17 protein-coding genes are annotated in these 18,257 nt (G+C 37.8%); 8 read left to right on the forward strand and 9 right to left on the reverse strand.

From position 1 onward, the window contains the following. Window positions 1-124: 124 nt before the first annotated feature. From purB to LZF87_RS08230, 4 genes are all read right to left on the reverse strand, one after another. Window positions 125-1,468, reverse strand: coding sequence for an adenylosuccinate lyase (gene purB / locus LZF87_RS08215; protein WP_244338391.1), 1,344 nt, complete (start codon window positions 1,466-1,468; stop codon window positions 125-127). Between the two features lie 147 nt (window positions 1,469-1,615). Beyond that, on the reverse strand, window positions 1,616-2,308 hold the full coding sequence (locus LZF87_RS08220) for an SIR2 family NAD-dependent protein deacylase (RefSeq protein ID WP_244338393.1): 693 nt from the start codon (window positions 2,306-2,308) through the stop codon (window positions 1,616-1,618). A 174-nt stretch (window positions 2,309-2,482) separates the two neighbouring features. Then, complete coding sequence (locus LZF87_RS08225) at window positions 2,483-3,283, reverse strand: anti-sigma factor (RefSeq protein ID WP_244338395.1); 801 nt, start codon at window positions 3,281-3,283, stop codon at window positions 2,483-2,485. Beyond that, window positions 3,283-3,813, reverse strand: a complete 531-nt coding sequence (locus tag LZF87_RS08230) for an RNA polymerase sigma factor (RefSeq protein WP_244338397.1) — start codon at window positions 3,811-3,813, stop codon at window positions 3,283-3,285. The genes LZF87_RS08225 and LZF87_RS08230 overlap by 1 nt, the downstream gene beginning before the upstream one ends. Window positions 3,814-3,870: 57 nt before the next feature. On the opposite strand from LZF87_RS08230, the gene LZF87_RS08235 reads away from it, so the two are divergent. Then, window positions 3,871-4,539, forward strand: a complete 669-nt coding sequence (locus LZF87_RS08235) for a TrmH family RNA methyltransferase (RefSeq protein WP_244338399.1) — start codon at window positions 3,871-3,873, stop codon at window positions 4,537-4,539. A gap of 125 nt (window positions 4,540-4,664) precedes the next feature. On the opposite strand, the gene LZF87_RS08240 is transcribed toward LZF87_RS08235, so the two are convergent. From LZF87_RS08240 to LZF87_RS08250, 3 genes are all read right to left on the reverse strand, one after another. Then, complete coding sequence (locus tag LZF87_RS08240; protein WP_244338401.1) at window positions 4,665-5,435, reverse strand: carboxypeptidase-like regulatory domain-containing protein; 771 nt, start codon at window positions 5,433-5,435, stop codon at window positions 4,665-4,667. 78 nt (window positions 5,436-5,513) lie between these two features. Next, window positions 5,514-7,412: a DEAD/DEAH box helicase gene (locus LZF87_RS08245; RefSeq protein WP_244338403.1), complete on the reverse strand. Its 1,899-nt coding sequence runs from the start codon at window positions 7,410-7,412 to the stop codon at window positions 5,514-5,516. Window positions 7,413-7,511: 99 nt separating this feature from the next. After that, entirely contained in the window at window positions 7,512-8,084 is a 573-nt protein-coding gene (locus LZF87_RS08250; RefSeq protein WP_244343805.1) for a non-canonical purine NTP diphosphatase, read from the reverse strand. A 118-nt stretch (window positions 8,085-8,202) separates the two neighbouring features. Between LZF87_RS08250 and LZF87_RS08255 the strand changes: the two genes are divergently transcribed. From LZF87_RS08255 to LZF87_RS08265, 3 genes are all read left to right on the forward strand, one after another. Next, window positions 8,203-8,865 carry a hypothetical protein gene (locus tag LZF87_RS08255; protein WP_244338405.1) on the forward strand — a complete coding sequence of 221 codons (663 nt, stop codon included), beginning with the start codon at window positions 8,203-8,205 and terminating at the stop codon, window positions 8,863-8,865. 57 nt (window positions 8,866-8,922) lie between these two features. Beyond that, window positions 8,923-9,594 carry a hypothetical protein gene (locus LZF87_RS08260; RefSeq protein WP_244338407.1) on the forward strand — a complete coding sequence of 224 codons (672 nt, stop codon included), beginning with the start codon at window positions 8,923-8,925 and terminating at the stop codon, window positions 9,592-9,594. Window positions 9,595-9,953: 359 nt separating this feature from the next. Next, a complete protein-coding gene (locus LZF87_RS08265) occupies window positions 9,954-11,213 on the forward strand; it encodes an aminotransferase class I/II-fold pyridoxal phosphate-dependent enzyme (protein ID WP_244338409.1) in 1,260 nt (419 codons plus the stop codon). Between the two features lie 321 nt (window positions 11,214-11,534). On the opposite strand, the gene LZF87_RS08270 is transcribed toward LZF87_RS08265, so the two are convergent. Further along, window positions 11,535-12,653 carry a GTP cyclohydrolase gene (locus LZF87_RS08270; protein WP_244338411.1) on the reverse strand — a complete coding sequence of 373 codons (1,119 nt, stop codon included), beginning with the start codon at window positions 12,651-12,653 and terminating at the stop codon, window positions 11,535-11,537. A gap of 3 nt (window positions 12,654-12,656) precedes the next feature. After that, the gene (locus LZF87_RS08275; protein ID WP_244338413.1) at window positions 12,657-13,607 is read right to left on the reverse strand and encodes a transporter; all 951 of its coding nucleotides are present in this window, start codon (window positions 13,605-13,607) and stop codon (window positions 12,657-12,659) included. Between the two features lie 127 nt (window positions 13,608-13,734). On the opposite strand from LZF87_RS08275, the gene LZF87_RS08280 reads away from it, so the two are divergent. The 4 genes from LZF87_RS08280 (at window position 13,735) to LZF87_RS08295 (ending at window position 18,198) form a co-directional block, all read left to right on the forward strand. Beyond that, entirely contained in the window at window positions 13,735-13,998 is a 264-nt protein-coding gene (locus tag LZF87_RS08280; protein ID WP_244338415.1) for a DUF4834 family protein, read from the forward strand. 102 nt (window positions 13,999-14,100) lie between these two features. Further along, a complete protein-coding gene (locus LZF87_RS08285; RefSeq protein ID WP_244338417.1) occupies window positions 14,101-16,530 on the forward strand; it encodes a YfhO family protein in 2,430 nt (809 codons plus the stop codon). A gap of 17 nt (window positions 16,531-16,547) precedes the next feature. After that, on the forward strand, window positions 16,548-16,919 hold the full coding sequence (gene crcB, locus LZF87_RS08290; protein WP_244338419.1) for a fluoride efflux transporter CrcB: 372 nt from the start codon (window positions 16,548-16,550) through the stop codon (window positions 16,917-16,919). A gap of 1 nt (window position 16,920) precedes the next feature. Continuing rightward, window positions 16,921-18,198 (forward strand): glycosyltransferase family 4 protein, encoded by a 1,278-nt coding sequence (locus LZF87_RS08295; RefSeq protein ID WP_244338421.1) that lies wholly within the window; start codon window positions 16,921-16,923, stop codon window positions 18,196-18,198. Window positions 18,199-18,257: the final 59 nt, after the last annotated feature.

Below are 18,257 nucleotides of genomic sequence, written 5' to 3' on the forward strand. Positions count from 1 at the left end.
TTTTATCGTTATGAAATAAAGATTACTTTTGGAAACAAACCAAAGTTTTAAGCAAAAAAAATCCGCAACTCATTCAAGTCACGGATTGTTATTTTTGGACCTTTTCAGGTCTCACTGTCGAAATTTAAATTCCTAAATAGTTGCTAGGCGTTATTTTCAACAACTCGGCTTTGATATCATCAGAAACGTTTAGAGTTCCGATGAAGTTATGGATCGCTTCCTTGTTGATAACCGTATTGGTACGGGTTAATTCTTTTAATGCTTCGTAAGGATTCGGATACGCTTCACGACGCAAGATTGTTTGAATAGCTTCAGCAACAACAGCCCAGTTTTTCTCTAAATCTTCTGCGAATTTTTCTTCGTTTAGAAGCAATTTGTTCAACCCTTTCAAAGTAGCTTCAAAAGCGATTATGGTGTGACCCATCGGTACTCCGATGTTACGTAAAACCGTACTGTCAGTTAAGTCACGCTGTAATCTTGATATTGGTAATTTAGCTGATAAATGTTCGAAAATCGCATTGGCAATCCCTAAATTTCCTTCTGAGTTTTCGAAATCAATCGGGTTTACTTTATGTGGCATAGCGGAAGAACCGATTTCTCCTGCTTTGATTTTCTGTTTGAAATAATCCATGGAGACATACGTCCAAATATCGCGGTCTAAATCAATTAAGATGGTATTGATACGTTTCAAAGCATCAAAAAATGCAGCAAAATGATCGTAATGCTCGATTTGTGTTGTTGGGAAAGAGTGGTGTAAACCTAAAATATCTTCCACAAATTTATTTCCGAATTTTTTCCAATCGTTGTTAGGATAGGCTATCGCATGAGCATTGTAGTTTCCTGTGGCACCACCGAATTTAGCTGCAAATGGCACATTGAACAACAAACGCATTTGTTCTTCCAAACGCTCCACGAAAACCTGGATTTCTTTGCCCAAACGGGTAGGGGAAGCCGGTTGTCCATGAGTACGGGCCAACATCGGAATGGCTGCCCATTCGATGCTTAATTCTTTCAGTTTGGAAATTACACTGATTAAGCTAGGCATGTATACTTTTTTGAAAGCTTCTTTCGTAGAAAGCGGAATAGCAGTATTGTTGATATCCTGAGAAGTCAATCCGAAATGGATGAACTCTTTATATTGTTGTAACCCTAACTTGTCGAATGCTGCTTTGATGAAATACTCCACAGCTTTCACATCGTGATTGGTCGTTTTTTCAGTTTCTTTTATCCAAAGAGCGTCTTCCGTTGAGAAGTTCTCATACATTTTACGTAACTCCGGATAAAGGTTTTTATCCACGCCGGCAAGTTGCGGTAAAGGCAATTCGCAAAGAGCGATGAAATACTCCACTTCCACTAAAACACGGTAACGGATCAGTGCTTCTTCAGAAAAATATTGTGATAAGGAAACAGTTTTATTTCTATAACGTCCATCGATTGGCGAAATAGCATTCAATTCAGTTAGTTGCATGTTTTTTCGTGTTGTTTTTAAGAAAAGGCAAAAATAGTTATAAGTTGTGAGTTATAAATTATGAATTGTATTTTTTTTAGTCACAGTTTTCAGTTGCAGTTATCACGTTGTTTTGCTATGAATAATGTAGCTAAGTCTATTTATAATTCACAATTTACAACTCATAATGTCCTTAAATCTTTCCATTCCATCGCTGGCTGACATTGGTATTACTTCCAACAGATTTGGTAAGTCATAAATAGTGGCAGGTTTGATATCGATGTAATATACAGGAATGTGTTGTGGGGCATAATTCATCAGTCCGGCGGCGGGATATACTTGTAATGATGTACCAATTACAATTAAAATATCGGCATCTTGCACAATTTCGATGGCTTCATCTATGGCGGGAACGGCCTCTCCGAACCAGACGATATGAGGACGGAGTTGGTAGCCCTGTTTATCGGTATCGCCTAAATGTAAATCGGTTTTCCAGTCGAGGATGTGATTTTCGTTGGCAATGCTGCATACTTTAAGCAATTCGCCGTGAAGGTGTAAAACTTTTGAGCTGCCCGCGCGTTCGTGTAAGTCATCTACATTTTGAGTAATGACATGAACATCGAACTGATTTTCAAGTTCGGCTATGATTTCGTGTCCGCGGTTAGGCTGCACTTCCAAAAGTTGTGCGCGGCGTTTGTTGTAGAAATCCAAAACCAATTCAGGATTTTTGTTCCAGCCGATAGGAGAGGCTACATCCATGATGTCATGGCCTTCCCAAAGCCCATCGGCATCGCGAAAGGTTTTGATACCGCTTTCGGCACTCATTCCGGCTCCGGAGAGGATTACGAGTTTCTTTTTCATCTTTATGGACTAATAAAGGTGTTTAAAAATAAGTTTGCAGATACAAAAATGGATAGCTTACTAGCCCCGATGGGAGTGGATTCCGATTTTTCATCGGGAGGAACGGACAGTGGGAACATGGTTTTATAAGTAAGCCCAAGCCTCCAGATAGCTATCGGGATGCACCAAAAAAAATTACATTTTTCCTAAAGCATACAATTGATCCATGGTTGGCATGGCACTTCCTCCTTCCGGTTCAAGGGTGATTCCGAAGGCTTCGGCTTCTAAGGTGCTTTCAACCTGGTATATTTTGGAGGTGTCAATCTTCATTTTATTTAATATGCCGATACTTGTTGGAGTTAATGGATTCATTTTTAAAGACCAAACCTGATAAACCATTCCCTGTGGGGGTGCCGGTAACCCCTGTACGTCTACGTAAACCGCCTGTGTGGCCTTGTTCCAGTAGATTTTAGCTTTTGCGCCAGGCATAGCAGGTTGTCCTTCCAATGTTACGACCATATTGTTTTTGTCGCGAATGATTTTTAATAGTTTTTGGGAGGATTTGTTTTTGTCTTCAAGGGAGATGATGGTTTTTTGCATGGTTTTGAATTCGGAGTTGTTTTTTTCGATTTCCGAATTGATGGTGTCATTCATCTGACTGTTCATCAGCAGGTACATGGAAGCAGCTCCCAAAAGAATAACTACAGCTGCGGCCCAACCCATATATTGCGACCAGTTGGTCTTGGATTTCTTATGAACTACCTGAGGGGTGTCTCCGAGTAGTTCCTTACGGATTTTATCGTAGGTTTCCGATGAAATGTTTGGAGAAACACTATGGGAAAGGTTTATTACTGCATATTCGATAGCTGCAATTTCAGTTCGGACTGCGGGATTGTCGGCTGCCATTTGCTGCACGTCACGGGCTTCTTCTTCAGAAAGTTTTCCGAAAACATAAAGTTCTAAAATACCGCTCTCTATATATTCTTTACTGTTCATTATGCTTTCAATAGGTTTCTTAATTCGTTGATGCAGTTTCGGTTTTGTGTTTTTACGGTGCCAAGCGGAATTTCAAGTTCGTCGGCGGCCTCTTGCTGTGTATAGCCTTTAAAGAACAGTAAATCGATTAACTGGATACATCTCGGTTTTAATTTTTTGACAAATTCATGAAGACCAATGGCGTCAATTTTATTGCTCGCTTTAGCTGGGTCATCCAGTATATGTACGAAATTGTCGGCCGATAGGTTTTTCTGATTATTGATAAAGTTTTTGGAGCGCAATTTGTCAATGGCACTGTTGCGTGCGATATTGAGAATCCAGGTGTAAAAGCGTCCTTTGTTTTCGTTATACGTCTCAATGTTTTTCCAGATTTTTACAAAAACATCCTGAAGTACGTCTTCTGCTTCTTCCTTATCCTTTATAAGATTATAAATTACGCCAAAAAGACTCTTTGCATACATGTCGTATAAAAGAGTGAAAGCTTTGTCGTCTTTTTTATAAATTAGCGGCAATAATTCGTCTTGAGTCATACGTAAGAATTAACTCCATCTAAATTAATAAACAATATTTAAAAATCCGCATTTTTAATGGAAAACCTTTTGTCAGATCCTGATTATTTGAATTATCTCGAAGAATTTATCACACCAAACCGAAAAGAAGGTTTTTTAAAAGTACTTCAAAACCGGACCAAGCATTTCACTGTGGCTTTGGAAGATGTGTATCAACTGCATAATACCAGTGCGGTAATGCGCAGTTGTGAAGTTTTTGGTATTCAGGAGCTGAATGTGGTGGAGCAGCGGTTTGGAAAAAAAATCGATAAGGAAATTGCAATGGGTGCAGAAAAATGGGTTGATATCCATCGTTTCAGCAACAATCAGGACTGTATCGATAATCTGAAGGCTAGAGGGTATCAGATTATTGCTACTACACCACATGAAAATGATTGCATGTTGGAGGATTTTGATATTTCAAAACCTTGCGCTATCTTTTTTGGTACAGAAAGGCACGGACTTTCGGATGAGGTGCTTCAGCAGGCAGATGGCTTTTTGAAAATACCGATGGTGGGTTTTACGGAGAGTCTGAACATATCAGTATCCGCTGCAATAATCCTTCAGAATATATCCACGCGTTTGCGTCATTCGGAAATTGACTGGCAGCTTACGGAATCGGAATTACTGGCAAAACGCATTGATTGGACCCAAAAATCAATCAAGGATATTGATTTTATTACGAAAAAGTATTTGGAGAGAGTTTAGTGGAGCTGGTAGTCGCAGTGGACAGTCTTAGTCGCAGTGAAAAAGTTGCAGTTTGCGGTATTCTGTAATTATTGATTAGGTATGTAAGTGTCTTGAAAAGTAAGTAGAAACAACTAATAACTTAATTACTGATTCTTCTTCAGCAACTTGTAATCCTCATAACACCCTTTGATGGCATCCATGATCTGAAGATCGTTGGCGGTTTCTATAAACGTGTCTGAGTAATTGCATCGGTTTAAAATCTCTTTGATTTCTTTTTTGTCGATACCCAAAATGGCGGCTACAGTTTCGCGGTCGTATTTGGAGGCCAGTACATTTCTGATGGTTTCATCTTTTTTGAACTCTTTGAGTTTTTTCATTTCCTTCGATTTCTTACCGAAGATATTATACAAGGCATCGGCAGGATTTGAAAGCGATTGCATAACTTTTCCAATTTGTGATGAAGAACTTCCGCCGGATTCATAACCATATGGCAATCCGGAAATGCTGTAACGATGCGCATCATTAAGCGCGATCAGCTTCGTGTCTACTTCAATGTGTCCTGTAAGTAAGTATCTTGGGATGAAGAGTTCTTCAAGGGCATGAGCTTTTTCGGTAAGTTTTACTTTGAAGCCGGTTTTGTTTTTAACCCAGTCGGCCGAAACACGGATTTTTATCGATTGGAAACCAATGTATGAAAAGTGCAGTGTGTCGTTTGCCTTAGCTTCAATTTCAAATTCTCCTCTTCCGTTGGTTGTTGTTCCCTTTACGGTGTTTAGGTTGATGACATTGACGTCGCTCTTAGGCAGTAAATTGGCTTCATTGACAACTACTCCCGAGATTTTAGTATACTCACCCTCCTGTGCAAAACCTGTAAGAGAAAATAAGGCTAATAAAAAAACTACAAAATATTTCATACTGCTTTTAGAAAGGTCTAAATGTACTAGATATTTTGTAGCTTTTAATTTTTATTTGAAGAAAATTAACAAAAAGAATTAGCTTCTTCTTGGTCTTCTTGGTGCCGGACTGTCAGAACGTCTCGGCGAAGTACCTCCGGAACGTCTTTCGTTGCGAGGTGCTCTGTCCGATGAGGATGAATCGCTTCTTCTTTCTGAACGGTCAGAACTTCTTCCGCCAAAACCACCACGGCTTTCGCTTCGAGATCCTCTGTCACGGTCGCCGCCAAAGCTTTTACGCTCTCCGCCGAAACCGCCTCTGCGTTCACCGCCAAAGCCGCCTCTTCTTTCTCCGCCTGAATTTCTTCCGTTATGATCACGTCTTCCGCCACCGTCGTTTTTAGAAATTTCAACGTTGATACGTCTTCCTTCCAATTGAACGTTGTTTAGGATTTCCATTACTTTGTCAGAATGCTCAGCATCGGTGTTGAAGAAAGAGAATCCTTCTTTAACGTCTACTTTGAATACGTCATCACGACCTAAGTCTAATGTTTCTTTTAAGTAGTCTTTCAATGACATCCAATCGAAATTGTCTCTCGAACCGATGTTGATGAAGTAACGAACCGCATCACCCTCTTGAGGGGCTCTGCCTTCAGAACTTCTTTCGCCACCTGACTGGCTTGATAAATCTCTTTTCTTTTTGTAGTAGCTGATGAATCGGTTAAACTCAACAGATACCATTTTCTTGATTAACTCTTCTTTAGATAAGCCATCTAAAACTTCGTTAATTGCCGGTAAGTAGTTGTCTATTTCGTGATCAACTTCAGTATCTTTAATCTTGTTCGCTAAGTGTAACAACTGAATTTCGCAGATTTCAATTCCGTTTGGAATCGTTTTCTCTTCGAATTTCTGTTTGATGATTCTTTCGATAGCTGAAATTTTACGCAATTCACTTTTCGTAATAATTACGATGGAAGTACCTAATTTTCCTGCACGACCTGTACGACCTGAACGGTGGTTGTAGGTTTCGATTTCATCCGGCAACTGATAGTTTACTACGTGTGTTACGTTGTCTACGTCGATTCCACGAGCCGCTACGTCTGTAGCAACCAACATCTGAATCTGACGACCACGGAACGATTTCATTACCCCGTCACGTTGTGCCTGAGATAAATCGCCGTGTAAAGCCGCAGCGTTGTACCCGTCTTCGATTAATTTTTCGGCAACAGCCTGAGTGTCTCTTTTTGTACGACAGAAAACCACCGAGAAAATATCCGGGTTAGCATCCGCCAAACGTTTTAAAGCTTCGTAACGGTCACGTGCATTTACTAAGTAAAATTCGTGTGATACCGTTGCTGAACCTGAGTTCTTATGTCCTACCGTAATTTCTACCGGTTCTGACATGAATTGTTTTCCGATGCGTGCTACTTCAGCAGGCATGGTTGCAGAGAATAACCAAGTGTTTTTCTCTTCTGGTGTGTCCGATAATATGGAACAAATGTCGTCGTAGAATCCCATGTTTAACATCTCATCTGCCTCATCCAAGACGCAAAAATCGATGTTTTTAATGTTTACAAGACCTCTGTTAATCATGTCCTGCATTCTACCTGGGGTAGCCACAATAATCTGTGCGCCACGTTTTACCTCTCTAGCTTGTTCTGTAATGCTTGCACCACCATAAACAGCCACAGTATGTAACCCCTTTATGTACTTTGAGTATAATTTTATCTCGTTGGTGATTTGTAAGCATAACTCACGCGTTGGCGACAAAATTAATGCTTGTGTATTTCTGTTTTCAGCATCAATTTTTTGAATCAGTGGGAAACCAAAAGCGGCTGTTTTCCCTGTCCCTGTTTGCGCTAAGGCAACTAAATCTGTGTTTTGTTCCAATAGTACTGGAATCGCTTTTTCTTGCACTTCTGACGGATTCTCAAATCCTAGATCTTTAATCGCCAGCAGTAGCGACTCATTCAATCCTAATTGTTCAAATTTATTCATAAAATATTTTAAATTGGGTGCAAAGGTATTGTTTATTAATGGAATAAACTAATACAAAATTCAATATTAAAAATTTATTATGAATTGAAAATCAATAAGTTACTGTTTTAAAAAGGCGATTAACTGGGTTGTAGCCCTGCCGCGATGGCTTATGGCGGACTTTTCTTCGAGTGAAATTTGGGCAAAAGTATCAGAAAAACCTTCTGCAATAAAAATAGGGTCATAACCGAAACCATTGGCTCCAAGTGGTTCATTTGTTATTTTTCCGTTGATGATTCCTGTAAAAAGATGCTGTTCACCATTAAGATTTAGAGCGATAACGGTTTTGAAATTTGCTTTGCGATTGGTTTCGTTTTTCAGAAGATCCAACACTTTATTGATATTGTCATCATCACTTCGCTGTGGACCCGCAAATCGTGCGGAATAAACACCGGGAGCTCCGTTTAAGACTTCAATTTCAAGGCCACTGTCGTCAGCAAAGCAAGGATATCCATAGTGTTCGGTAACGTAATTGGCTTTCAGTATGGCGTTGCCTTCAATGGTATCGGCAGTTTCAGGGATGTCTACATTGCAGCCAATATCCTCCAGGGATAAAATGGAAATGCTATCCGGAAGTAATTGCTGGATTTCTTTTATTTTATTCTTGTTGTTGGAGGCGAAAACGAGTTGCAGCATTAGATTGTTGTGTTTTATTCGAATTTCAAAGGTAGTAAATAAATGCAAAGTTGAATTTTCGTAACTTTAAGTAATGAAAAATACCGTTTGGTTTTAAACGAATAAATTATTTGGTATGAAAAAAGCTTTCCTTTTGTTGTTGTTTTCCCTTTTTTTATTTTCATGCGGGACAAAATATTATGTGTTAAATAAGCATTATAACCCAAGGCCAACTTCACAATATAAGTTTAAGATTGATAAAAAGAAATCCACCGCCAATATCAATTCTGTTATTGATACAAATGTGATTTATCTTAGTTCCAATTTCAAGAGAATGACACCTGGAATTACTGGTATTTGCTATCGTTTTATGCCAAATGGAGTAGTTTATGAAGTGGCTTTGAAAGGTGAGCCTATAGAAGCTGTTGTAAAGGATACTGCAATGGGAGATTATGGAAAATATAGGGTTGAAAAAAATAGGATTAAAATGGAATTTATGGTTGTTACAGTTGAGTCCGGTACACCAAAAGATTCACTTTATAGGCCATCAGTTGTAGGGAAGAAATTTAGCAAGGCAATAATTAAAGAAGGAAATTTATTTATGGTACCTGATAGTTATTATGTAGAGCCAAAAGGATTTTATAAAAAAGCAGGGGAAATAGGAGGTAACCCTTTCCTATTGCTATTTACAGTTATGGTAGTAACTCCTGTTTACTTGGTGGATTTGGTAGTTCCTGATGAAAAGGTTTGTTTTTACAGGGTAAATCTTGAAGATGTTAAAGATTATAGGGAAAAGTGAGCCTTTTATCTTTTGCATAGAGTAAGATGCATGACGACTGTTTTTAAAGATTGATTTATGAAAAAAGTTTTCCTTTTGTTGGTGGTTTATGTTCTTGTACTTTCCTGCGGAACAAAACATTATGTGTTGAATACTCATTCTAAGCCAAGACCAACCTCTCAGTTCAAATTTAAAGTGGATAAAAACAAATCAATGGCAAATGTCAGTTTAGTTATTGATACGAATGCGATTTATATTAATTCGGCTTTCAGGAGGATGAAGCCGGAAGTTTCTGATCTTTATTACCGTTTTATGCCTGATGGTGTGGTTTATGAAGTTGTTTTAAGTGGCGACCCGGTCGATTCCACAGTTAAGGATACTGCGGTTGCTAACTATGGCAGGTATAAACTGAAAAAAAATAAAATAAAGATGGAGTTTATTGTAGTTCAAATGGGATCTTATGAAAAAAAGAATTCAACTTCCAAAAAAGCCGTTGTAGGGAGAAGGTTTCAAAAAGCAGTCATTAAAGAAGGGGATTTATTTCTTGTGCCTCATTACTATTCAGAAGCAAAAGAATTTTACAGTAATATGTGGGGATTGTTTGGTACCGGTTTCGGTTTTTTTGCATGTCTTATAGTACCTCCTGTTTTCTTGGTTGATGCTGTAATTCCAGATAAAAAGGTTTGTTTTCATAGGGTAGGTCTCAATGAAATTAAAAATTATAAAAAGAAGGATACAATATCCAAATAACTATGATGTGTTGTTTTTGAATAAAATAAATTGGTTTGATTGTTAGTAGTGATGAATGAAAAATCAATTTTAAAATCGGTGATTGTCAGTATTGTGATTTATGAAGCCGGAAATGTTCTGAAGAATTTATAAGTATTGTTTTTGAAAGTGAATGTCATGAAATAATCTTTGGTGTTTATGCTAAATATGAGGAGTATTGATACTTGTTGGGAGATAAATGGCAAACGGAAGATTTTAATTACGGCTTTTTCACAAATTAAACATTTTCAAGGGTATCTTTTTTAAAATTATTTATGAAAGAAAACTAGAAATAATTACTTTTGGTGCGATTAAAAATCAGAAATATACACTTTTGAATTATGGTTAAGGATTTATTTGAAAGAATACAAAATAATAAGGGTCCATTAGGAAAATGGGCTTCACAGGCAGAAGGTTACTACGTGTTTCCGAAATTGGAAGGTGAATTAGGGCCAAGAATGAAATTTCACGGAAGAGAAATTTTAAACTGGTCTATAAACGATTATTTAGGATTGGCAAACCATCCTGAAGTGCGCAAAGCCGATACTGAGGCAGCGATGCAATTCGGAGCGGCTTACCCTATGGGTGCCCGAATGATGTCGGGTCATACAAATTATCACGAGCAACTGGAAAACGAATTGGCTGCTTTTGTAATGAAAGAATCGGCTTATTTGCTGAACTTCGGTTACCAGGGAATGGTGTCTATCATTGATGCGTTGGTATCTAAAAATGATATCATTGTTTATGATGTTGATTCGCATGCTTGTATCATTGATGGTGTTCGTTTGCACATGGGTAAGCGTTTTACATACAAGCACAACGATTTGGAAAGCATGGAGAAAAATCTTCAGCGTGCTACCAAAATGGCTGAAGAAACTGGTGGTGGGATCTTATTCATCACAGAAGGTGTTTTCGGAATGCGTGGTCAGCAAGGGAAACTGAAAGAAATTGTTGCATTGAAAGAGAAATATAATTTCCGTTTGTTGGTTGACGATGCACATGGTTTTGGAACACTTGGTAAAACAGGAGCGGGAGCAGGTGAGGAGCAAGGCTGTCAGGAAGGAATTGACGTTTATTTTTCAACATTTGCAAAATCAATGGCTAACATCGGAGCTTTCGTAGCTGCAGACAAGGATGTTATCGATTATCTAAAATACAACTTACGTTCGCAAATGTTTGCTAAAGCATTGCCAATGATCCAGACAATCGGTTCGTTAAAACGTTTGGAGTTGTTGCGTAATTCATCTGAAATCAAAGATAAACTTTGGGAAAACGTAAATGCGTTGCAAAACGGATTAAAAGAGAGAGGTTTCAATATCGGAGATACTAATACTTGTATCACGCCAGTGTACCTTGAGGGTTCTATTCCGGAAGCAATGGTAATGGTAAATGACCTACGTGAAAACTACGGGATTTTCCTTTCGATTGTGGTATATCCGGTAATTCCGAAAGGTATTATTTTGTTGCGTATGATTCCAACAGCATCTCATACTCTGCAGGATATAGAGGAAACATTATCAGCTTTCGAAGCAATCCGTGAAAAACTTGTAAACGGAATTTATAAGCAGATTGCTCAGGAAACAACGGTAGACGTGTCGTAATTGTTTCTTAGTTAGATAAATAAATAAAAACCCATCCGGCAGCGGATGGGTTTTTATTTTTAAACAAATGGATGGTTTTTTAACAATGAGTGATTTTTTATGTTAACTGAATGTTATGTTTCGTAAACTTAAAGTTACTGTTCAGAAGTTCGCAAAAAATAACAATGTGTATTGTTTTACTTTTGGTGAACAAATCTACCTACTATGAAAGCCCTTTTCAAAAAAGACCGTACCGAAACCATGTTACTTGTAGTTTATGCAATAGTTATTTTTTCAGTCTTGGTGTCATTGTTTTAACCACTCTTTTATCATTACAAGGGATTAAATATCCATCTTGTAAGTTTTTCTTCTTTTGTGAATTTTTGGATCAAAGTTTTTCCAAAGATTATGCATTGCGTTATTTTCGAGCAATTCAGGTGTTCTGATAAACTTTCGGATTTTTTTCTCTTTGAAGACTTTATAAAAATCATCAAAAATGATAGCAGTTACTCCTTTGTTTTGATACTCTGGGTGTACGCCGATTAAATAGAAAACCACTTCTCTGGAATTCTTTTTCGCATTTAATAAATGTAGAAAACCGAATGGGAACAATTTGCCTTTGGCTTTTTGTAAAGCTGCTTCATACGAAGGCATTACAATAGTAAAGGCAATCATCTTATTGTTGCTGTCGACAATGAATTTTATGTATTCCGGATTAATGAAGTTTACATATTTTTTCTTGAAATATTCTTTGGTTTCATCATTTATGGCAACGAATGATTGTAAACTTGCATAAGCTTCATTAAATAAGTCGAACATCTGATCCACATAAGGAAAGATATCTGAGTTTTTTTTGAAATGAAGTGTTTTTAATCCGTAGCGTTCCTTAATCATTTTGCTTGCGCGTTGGAAAGGTTCTGGGTTGATGGCATCCATGGTAAACCAGCTTTCGTAGAATTCCTTTTCGGTAACCATTCCGAGTTTTTCGAAATGTTCCTTGTAATAAGGCATGCTGTACCAGGAAATCATGGTTCCTAATTCATTAAAGCCTTCGGTCAGAACGCCAACTTTGTCCAGATTTGAAAATCCCATAGGGCCTTCGATGTGGTCCATATTATGTTTTTGTCCCAGTTCGCGGGCTTTTTCGAGCAAGGCTTTGGTAACTTCGATATCGTCAATAACATCAAACCAACCAAAACGGACTTTCTTTTTTCCTAATTGATTTACTTCATCCCAATTAATGATGACTGCTATTTTACCTGCAATTTTGCTGTCTTTGTAGGCCAGATAAAAGTGTACATCGGCATTTTTGAAAGCAGGGTTTTTAGTGCGGTCAAAGCCTTCCATTTCATCAGCAATGATGGGCGGAATCCAATATGGGTTGTTTTTAAAAATTTCAAAAGAAAATAAAACAAACTCTTTTAGTTCTTTTTGGGAACTGACTTCTTTTATTGTAATCATAAATTATTGTACTTCGTCGGAACGTTTTTTCTTCTCTTCTTCTACTTTTTTGTTTTTTGTGTCGCCTTTTACTTCTTTCCCATCTTTGATTTCGATTGGTTTGTAGCTTTTGTCAAAACGCCATGAGAACCCTACAGCTCCGGTAAAAATGGAAGGAGTATCTTTAATACTTGCTCCTACAGAGGCATCTACCTGCATGTTTTTCTTTATTAAGTATGCAGCTCCTCCACGGAAAATACAATCCGCATACCAATCGCTTTTATATCCTTGGTTTTCTAAAAACACAGACCAGTTTTCATTGATACCTCGGCTTAGCGTTAAAATATAACCGTAGCTAGGGTAATCGGTTGCGATTTTGTCGGCGATAAGGTTTGTGGTTAACACGGTTCGGCTACCAAAGTGGTTTTGCAGCAGCAACATTACTTTTGGGCTAACAGTGGGATCAGTAGGGAATGTGTAAGGATTGTCCCCAACATTGAAATTTGCACCCACATATCCGCCAATCGCAGGCAATAACTTTCTCCATTTGAATTTGTGGTTGGCCTTCCAGCTGTATACGTTTACTTTCTCCTTATAATTTTTCCATGGGTCGTAAAATAAATATTTGGCACCAACAGTCAGTTGCCTGAATCCGTTTCTGTTTTCGTCTAAAACAGGTGATGTGTATTTGTCGGTCTGGTATTGCATTTCACCTATGAATTCAAGCTGTTCCAAAAAAGCACCATAACGAACCACCAGGTCCAATCCGAAACCTTTGGCTTCCCATTCCTGTAAATCGTGTTTTTCTTTGGTGTAATAAATTCCGGATTCTGCCTGAATGACCTTTTTTCCTATCGAAAAGGCGCCAAAAGATTTTCCGGGGCGATTGGAATTAATTTCGTCGGTATGTTGCGCGATTGCTATTCCCGACGTAATCAGTAATAGACCAAGAAGTTTCGTTTTTAATTGGAGCATGATTGCTTATTTTGTTTAAGTTTGAACGTATATCAGTCCTCCAAAAATAGTATTTTATTATTATTTTAAGAAACAGATCTTATTTTTAAATGTAGCTTTGCTTAAATTTGACAAAATTTATTTGACGATGGAAACAGCATCATTTACAGGTTTGATAAAAGCATTATTTTGGATACTTTTCATATACTATGCATTAAAATTCGTTATGCGATTGCTAGCTCCTTATTTTTTACAGCAGGTAGTTAAAAAAGCTGAGGAGAATTTCAAACAACAACAGCAAAATTATCAGCAGCAATATTCGCAAGCGAATACGCAGTCGTCTTCTCAGGCCGAAATGCCCAAAGAGAGGAAGAAAGTAGGCGAGTATATTGATTTTGAAGAAATTGAATAGTTTAAAGCAGAACGAATAACACCGAGTTATTCGTTTTCTTTTTTTAAAAGGGTTTTTATTGTTATTTTAGCCTGATTTTTAAGCCAATTGAAGCAAAATAACATGAAAAACCTAAGCAAGATTTACCCTTATTTATTAGTCGTAATCGGCTTTACAGTAATTTCCGTTCTTTATTTTTATCCTGTGATGCAAGGTAAAAAAGTGTTTCAGAGTGATATCGCTCAATACACCGGAATGGCAAAAGAGCAAAACGATTTCAGAAAAGAAACCGGGGAAGAACCTTACTGGACCAACAGTGCATTCGGTGGAATGCCAACTTATCAGCTGGGGGCAAATTACCCACACAATTATATCAAACAACTGGATAATCTGATTCGTTTTCTGCCGCGTCCGGCTGATTATCTCTTCTTGTATTTTATCGGATTTTTCATTTTGCTCAAAGCTTTAAAGGTTGATAATCTCAAAGCCTTTTTCGGCGCCCTCGCATTTGGTTTTTCAACATATATGATAATTATTTTGGGTGTAGGACATAATGCCAAAGCCCATGCGATCGCTTATATGCCTATGGTAGTTGCGGGCGTCATTATGGTTTATCAGAAGCGATATATTGCCGGAGGTTTGCTTACTATGATAGCCGCCGCTTTTGAAATCAATGCGAATCACTTCCAGATGACTTATTATCTGTTGTTTTTGTTGTTGGTGATTACTGTATATTATAAAATTAAATATTTAAGAGAAAAGGACTTTAAAGGACTTTGGAAAGCTTTCGGTATTTTCATTATCGCCGGAATTCTGGCAGTTGGTGCTAATGCAACTAACATAATGACAACTTCAGAATATGCAAAATATTCAACCCGTAACGACAGTGAGTTAACATTTTCTGCCGACGGAAAAAAGGCAGAAAACAACAATGCGATGTCTTATGAGTACATTACAGAATACAGTTACGGAATCGCTGAAAGCTTGAATTTAATCGCACCGCGTTTATTTGGAGGTTCCAATCATGAAAACGTTGGGGAAGGTTCTCCTATGTACGAATTTGTATTAGGACAGGGAGCATCTCCAACTGAAGCTAAAGATTTCGCTTCTGCAGTACCAACTTATTGGGGTGATCAGCCAATTGTTGCTGCACCGGCCTATATTGGAGCGATAGTGTTCTTCCTGTTTGTTTTGGGAATGTTCATCGACAAACGAAAAATTAAATATGCCTTTTTAGCGGGAGCTGTACTTTCATTGCTATTGTCTTGGGGAAAATACTTCCCGGCTTTAACCGATTTCTTCATCGATTTTGTGCCAATGTACAACAAATTCCGAGCAGTTTCTTCCATTCAGGTAATTTTGGAATTGTGTATGCCGATTATGGCAATTTTAGGAATGCAGGCTTTCTTCAATGCAGAAGAAAAAGCCCGTTTCAAGGCACTTTGGATGTCGGCAGCAACTGTGTTGGGAATTGTTGTTTTACTGTTTATATGTAAAGGAATGTTCAGCTTTACAGGGGGAAGTGACAGTATGTACCTGCAAATGTACGGAGAGATGGGGCCACCATTTATCAATGCGTTGAAAGAGCAGCGTCAGGAAATGTATTCTTCCGATTTAATGCGTTCGGCAATATTGATTATTTTGACAGTTGGAACGTTATGGTTCTTCATCAAAAATAAAGTATCGGAACTGACAACAGTGATTATTGTTGGGGTTTTAATGGTAGGAGATTTGTTCTTTGTAGATAAAAATTATGTAAACAACGATAGTTTTGTTTCTGCCCGTCAAGCGGATATTCCGTTCGAAGCGACTCCGGCAGATCAACAGATTTTGAGTGACACAACTCATTTCAGAGTGTTTGAAGTAGATGGGAATATGTCGAGCGCAAGGGCTTCTTATTTTCATAAATCGATTGGAGGCTATCATGCGGCCAAACCAAGAAAAATGCAGCAGTTGTTTGATTATCAGATTGCCAAAAATAATATCGGTGTATTGAACATGCTGAATGTAAAATACATCATTCAGAAAGACGAACAAGGACAGGATGTTCCAATGCAGAATCCGAATGTAAATGGAAATGCATGGTTTGTAAGCGAAGTAAAACTGGTAAATTCAGCCGATGAGGAAATGAAGGCTTTGGATAAGCTGGATACGAAGAATGCTGCTATTGTAAATCAGAAGGATTTTGCCGGGGCGGTAAAGACAACTTCATTTGTAAAAGACAGTCTGGCTACAATTAAATTGAATGTTTATAAACCGAATTACTTAAAATATACCTCAAGCAATACAAACAATGGGGTAGCGGTTTTCTCTGAAATCTATTATCCTAAAGGTTGGATTGCTACTATTGACGGTAAAGAAACCGATATTTTCTGCGCTGATTATGTATTGAGAGCAATAAATGTACCAGCAGGAAAACATACGATTGAATTCAAATTCCAACCGAAAGTGGTACAAACGGGAAGTATGATTTCACTGTTCAGTTTCATTGGAATGTTAGTGTTTGTAGGTTTCGGAATTTTTACGAAAATGAAGAAGAAAAATGACGCTTAATTAGTTTCGAAAATAAATTGAGAACTATTTTATTAATAGCGATAGGAGGTGGTTTAGGTAGTGTTTTTCGTTACCTGACAGCACAATGGATTAATAAATATACTCAATTGTTTTTTCCATATGCAACTTTTGTAACCAATGTCTTAGGATGTTTTCTCATCGGGTTGTTTTTGGGTTGGATGGAAAAAAATAATGTAACCAATCCTGATTTGAAATTCTTTATGGTAACGGGTTTTTGCGGAGGTTATACAACTTTCTCAACGTTTTCAAATGAAAACATACAGTTACTTAATGCAAATCAGTACGGAACTGCTTTTTTGTACATAGGCTTAAGTTTGTTTTTAGGATTAGCAGCAACTTGGGGAGGCTTGATGATTTCAAAACTATAATATGAAAAAAGTACTCATCATAACGTATTATTGGCCGCCTGCGGGTGGACCCGGCGTACAGCGTTGGTTAAAGTTTGTGAAGTATTTACCCGATTTTGGCATCGAACCCATTGTTTACATTCCGGAGAATCCAACCTATCCGTTATTGGACGAAAAACTATTGGCTGACGTTCCTGAAAATGTAACGATTCTTAAAAACAAAATTGTAGAGCCTTACGCTTGGGCTTCGTTATTCTCTAAAAAAAGCACTAAAAAAATCAGTTCGGGAATCATTCCAAATCAAAAAAAGCAATCCTTTCTTCAAAAAATGCTGCTCTGGGTAAGAGGAAATCTGTTTATTCCTGACGCTAGGGTTTTGTGGGTAAAACCGTCAGTAGCCTATTTGTCAAAATATATTCAAGAAAACGGAATTGAGACTATAATTACTACGGGGCCGCCTCATAGTTTGCATTTAATTGGTTTAGAATTAAAAGAAAAGCTAAATGTAAAATGGATTGCTGATTTTCGTGATCCGTGGACAACCATTGGTTATCATAAAGCATTGAAATTATCAGCTTCATCTGCAAAAAAACATAAAATGCTGGAATCTGAAGTTATGAATCGAGCCGATTTTCTTTTAGTGACGAGTCCAACCACCAAAAAAGAGTTTGAGTCCATCACCGCAAAACCGATTCATGTTATCACCAATGGATATGATGTTGAGAATGTGGGTAGGCAAACTTTGGATGAAAAGTTCACTTTAGCGCATATCGGTTCGTTTTTATCCGATCGGAACCCGAGAATTTTATGGAAAGCACTTCATGAATTGATTCATGAAAATGACAAGTTCAGGGAGTACTTCGAACTAAAGTTAATCGGAGCTGTGAGCCAAGAAGTTTTGGATGCCATCGCTGAATTTCAGTTGGCCGGTTATGTAAATAATCTTGGCTATGTTTCCCATCAGGAAGCTTTGGAACATCAACGAAAATCCCAGGTTCTATTGCTTGTAGAAATTAATTCGGAAGAAACAAAAAGTATCATTCCCGGAAAACTTTTTGAGTATATGGTTTCTGAAAGGCCAATCCTGGCTATTGGACCGGAAGATGCCGATTTCTCTGTAATTCTCAAACAAACCAATACAGGTGTTTTTGTTCTGTATGATGAAAAAGAAAAAGTAAAAGAAACCATTTTGAGTTATTTTAATTTGTTTTTGGAGACTAATTTAAAAGTTTATCCTGTGGGGCTGCAACAATACAGCCGCAAGAACCTGACAAAAGAATTGGCTAGTTTACTGCAATAAAAAATCCCGCTTCACATTGCTGCTCAGCGGGAAATTTAACCAAACTTAACCAACCAAAT

The organism is Flavobacterium enshiense, from assembly GCF_022836875.1.
In the GTDB taxonomy this organism is placed as follows: Bacteria; Bacteroidota; Bacteroidia; order Flavobacteriales; family Flavobacteriaceae; genus Flavobacterium; species Flavobacterium enshiense_A.

What these genes read in the sequence shown, in the direction of transcription:
- LZF87_RS08255 (WP_244338405.1), top strand. Translation starts at nt 8,203, where the DNA reads ATGAAAAAAGCTTTCCTTTTGTTGTTGTTTTCCCTTTTTTTATTTTCA.
- LZF87_RS08275 (WP_244338413.1), bottom strand. Translation starts at nt 13,607, where the DNA reads ATGCTCCAATTAAAAACGAAACTTCTTGGTCTATTACTGATTACGTCG.
- LZF87_RS08245 (WP_244338403.1), bottom strand. Translation starts at nt 7,412, where the DNA reads ATGAATAAATTTGAACAATTAGGATTGAATGAGTCGCTACTGCTGGCG.
- LZF87_RS08235 (WP_244338399.1), top strand. Translation starts at nt 3,871, where the DNA reads ATGGAAAACCTTTTGTCAGATCCTGATTATTTGAATTATCTCGAAGAA.
- LZF87_RS08230 (WP_244338397.1), bottom strand. Translation starts at nt 3,813, where the DNA reads ATGACTCAAGACGAATTATTGCCGCTAATTTATAAAAAAGACGACAAA.
- LZF87_RS08295 (WP_244338421.1), top strand. Translation starts at nt 16,921, where the DNA reads ATGAAAAAAGTACTCATCATAACGTATTATTGGCCGCCTGCGGGTGGA.
- LZF87_RS08220 (WP_244338393.1), bottom strand. Translation starts at nt 2,308, where the DNA reads ATGAAAAAGAAACTCGTAATCCTCTCCGGAGCCGGAATGAGTGCCGAA.
- LZF87_RS08260 (WP_244338407.1), top strand. Translation starts at nt 8,923, where the DNA reads ATGAAAAAAGTTTTCCTTTTGTTGGTGGTTTATGTTCTTGTACTTTCC.
- LZF87_RS08240 (WP_244338401.1), bottom strand. Translation starts at nt 5,435, where the DNA reads ATGAAATATTTTGTAGTTTTTTTATTAGCCTTATTTTCTCTTACAGGT.
- LZF87_RS08270 (WP_244338411.1), bottom strand. Translation starts at nt 12,653, where the DNA reads ATGATTACAATAAAAGAAGTCAGTTCCCAAAAAGAACTAAAAGAGTTT.
- LZF87_RS08225 (WP_244338395.1), bottom strand. Translation starts at nt 3,283, where the DNA reads ATGAACAGTAAAGAATATATAGAGAGCGGTATTTTAGAACTTTATGTT.
- purB (WP_244338391.1), bottom strand. Translation starts at nt 1,468, where the DNA reads ATGCAACTAACTGAATTGAATGCTATTTCGCCAATCGATGGACGTTAT.
- LZF87_RS08280 (WP_244338415.1), top strand. Translation starts at nt 13,735, where the DNA reads ATGGAAACAGCATCATTTACAGGTTTGATAAAAGCATTATTTTGGATA.
- LZF87_RS08265 (WP_244338409.1), top strand. Translation starts at nt 9,954, where the DNA reads ATGGTTAAGGATTTATTTGAAAGAATACAAAATAATAAGGGTCCATTA.
- LZF87_RS08285 (WP_244338417.1), top strand. Translation starts at nt 14,101, where the DNA reads ATGAAAAACCTAAGCAAGATTTACCCTTATTTATTAGTCGTAATCGGC.